Source organism: Streptomyces sp. SID5785 (assembly GCF_009870065.1).
GTDB lineage: Bacteria > Actinomycetota > Actinomycetes > Streptomycetales > Streptomycetaceae > Streptomyces.
The window spans coordinates 1-2,897 of sequence record NZ_WWIA01000749.1; the positions used below are offsets into that span (position 1 = coordinate 1).

Genomic DNA, 2,897 nt, shown 5'->3' on the forward strand with positions numbered 1-2,897 from the left:
GACTGGGCGGACGAGGCGAAGCTCGCCCGGGCCGCCGACTTCAACCGCCGCAAGGACACGTATCTGTTCATGCTCTACGGGCTGGGCAGCGGGATCATGAGCACCGTGATCCCGCGCGAGGCCCGGAGCGTGTACTGGTCCGCGGGCGGGGCGAACATGAAGGACCGCGCCGCCAAGACCTTCACGTTCGGCTACGACCTGGCCCAGCTGAAGGGCTTCGAGCCGACGGGCCAGTTCGTGGTCACGGCGAACAAGACCCGGCTGGTGCACGCGGCGGTCCGGCATCTGCTGCCGCAGTCACCGCACTGGTCGGCCGCCGCGGACGAGCACATCCCGATCAGCAACGCCGACATCCTCGTCACCTTCCACAGCCTCGGCACCTTCGTGCGCAGGAAGCTGCTGGAGTGGAAGGTGCCCTTCTCGGCGCAGGACCAGGACGCGTTCCTGCACAGCTGGCAGGTCGCCCTGCATCTGCTGGGCGTGCGCGACGAGTACATCCCGACGTCGTGGGCGGCCGCGGACGCGCAGTCGGCCCAGGTGCTCACACCGATCCTCACCCCGACGACCGAGGGCGTCGCCCTCGCCGAGGACCTGCTCGGCCTCACCGCCCAGATCGACCTGGGCGTGACACGCGGGTTCCTCGACGAGTTCGTGCGCTACGTCCTCAGCAACGAGATCGGCGACTGGCTGGGCCTCGAGCGCGACTACGCCGCGGCGGCGCTGATCCGTACCGTCTGGCCGGCCTTCATCCTGTTCCGCGAGGGCCTGTCCCCCGTCGCACCCGACGCCTTCTACATCTTCGACCAGTTCGTCCGCGCCCTGGCCATGGCCTTCCTCAACAACGGCTCCTCGGGGACGACGACCCCCATCGTCATCCCGACGGGCAACCGGCCGGCCGCCTGACCCGCCCGCCGCCGCGGCGACGGCCACGGGCCGCGGATCCGTTCACAGCCCCAGGGCGCCGACCACCAGACCCGTCACGGCGGCGCGGTGGCCGGGACTGTCCTGCCAGCGCAGACTGCGGCCGGCCTCGACCACCACACCGAAACCGGCATGCACCAGGAGCCGCGCCGGCCGCGGGTCCAGTTCGGGCCGGGCCAGCCGCACCTGCTGTTCCCAGACGGCGATGTGCTCGCGCTGGGCCTGCACCAGCGGGCGCCGCAGCTCCGCCGGCAGGCCGCCGATCTCGGCCTCGGCGACGCTCGTCAGGGCGGTGTGCCGGAAGCTGTACGCGACATAGGCCGCGGCCAGCGCCTCGACGGCATCGCGCGGACCGGACACCCCCTCGAGGCTGCGGTCCACCGACTGGGTCAGGAGCCCGGCGGCCTGCAAGCAGGCCGCCGCCAGGATGTCCACCTTGCCGGGGTAGTGCCGGTAGAGCGCGGAGGGGGCGAGCCCCACGGCCTCCGCGATCTGACCGTTCGTCACGTTGGCGAAGCCGTCCCGGGCGAACAGCGGCACCGCGGCGGCGAGGATCTCCGCACGCCGCGACCGTGGCACGGGCGGCGCCGGAAGCGTGACGGCGTGTGCGGCGCTCCCGGCCGCGCCGCCGGGGGCGGTCGTGGCCACGCGCAGTGCGCACGCCGACATCAGCTCCTCCAGGCGGCGCTGGGCGAGCGAGGTGCGGTGCATGGTGAGGGACCCGATCGCGCCGAGGGCCGCGACGACCCGCAGGCGCTCGCCGTCCGTGTCCTGCGCACCCGGCCCCGGCCGCGACCGGCGCAGCGCGTCGGTGACCCGCCCGACGACCCGGGCGAACTGCACCGCGAGCAGCCGGCGGTCGGCACGCTCGAGGTAGCGGGCCTCCCACCGGTACACGCCGCCCGAGGCACGGTGCGCGACGGTGACGCGGACGAGGGCGGCGAGCACGTCCGGCAGCTCCGCGTCCTCGGGCAGCTCGTCGAGCGCGGCGACGAGACCCTCCACCATGCTGTGCGCGCACTCGGCGAACAGGGCGTACTTGTTCGGGAAGTGGCGGTACAGTGCGGCGGCCGTGATGCCCACGCCGGAGGCGATCTCCTCCATGGACGCCGCGTGATAACCCCGCTCGCTGAAGAGCCGTCCGGCCGCGTCGACGATCAGCTGCCTGCGGTTGCGCGGGCGCGTGGCCGCGACCGGATCGGCGGTCATGACCGGACGGGCGGGAACGAGGACGAGGACGCGGACGGGGCCATGCGGTCAGTCAATCACACGCCTGCGCAGGCCCCTTGGGACGTTCGGGACCGGTATGAGAGTTGACTCTCAGAGATTGTGAGAGAACACTCTCAGACATGGACCGTGGAAATCCCCTGGGTGACATCGAGATCACCGACCCCAAGACGATGCGCGCGCTGGCGCATCCCGTGCGGCTGGCCGTGCTCGAGCGTCTCCAGCGGCACGGCCCCGCCACCGCGACGCAGTTGTCGCCGCACGTGGGCGCGACGCCCTCCGTCACCAGCTGGCACCTGCGCCATCTGGCGGGATTCGGGCTCGTGCGCGATGCCGAACCGGGCCCGGACCGCCGCGCCCGGCGGTGGGAGGCCGCGGCCCGCGGCTTCCGGTTCGAGGCGCCCGAGGGCGGGGAGGGGCTCGCGGCGGCGCGGGTGCTGTCCCGGGAGATGTTCGCCCGCACCGCCGCACTGCCCGAGCGCTGGGCGCGGGAGACCGAGCCGGAGCTCGAACCCCGGTGGAGCCGGCTGGCGGGCCTGGCCGACACCCGCGTCGTGGTCTCCCCGCAGGAGCTGGCGTCCATCGAGGACGCGATCCAGCAGGTCCTGGCCCCCTACGTCACCCGCGCCCCGCAGGACCGGCCGGACGACGCCCGGGGCGTCCGGCTCCTGCGCTACCACCTGCCGGAGCGCGCCGACGAGCAGGACGAGCGGCCCGAGGAACAGTCCGAGGAACAGTCCGAGGAACAG

The 2,897-nt window shown here is 73.2% G+C and carries 3 protein-coding genes; 2 read left to right on the top strand and 1 reads right to left on the bottom strand.

All coding sequences use genetic code 11. The features are described from left to right. The coding region (locus GTW43_RS24460) for an oxygenase MpaB family protein (protein WP_161304191.1) at positions 1-903 on the top strand (903 nt) is incomplete at its 5' end. Between the two features lie 42 nt (positions 904-945). Here GTW43_RS24460 and GTW43_RS24465 read toward each other — a convergent pair. Next, positions 946-2,130 carry a TetR/AcrR family transcriptional regulator gene (locus GTW43_RS24465; RefSeq protein WP_161304192.1) on the bottom strand — a complete coding sequence of 395 codons (1,185 nt, stop codon included), beginning with the start codon at positions 2,128-2,130 and terminating at the stop codon, positions 946-948. A 140-nt stretch (positions 2,131-2,270) separates the two neighbouring features. Between GTW43_RS24465 and GTW43_RS24470 the strand changes: the two genes are divergently transcribed. Next, positions 2,271-2,897: helix-turn-helix domain-containing protein (locus GTW43_RS24470; protein WP_161304193.1), on the top strand; the 627-nt coding region annotated here is incomplete at its 3' end.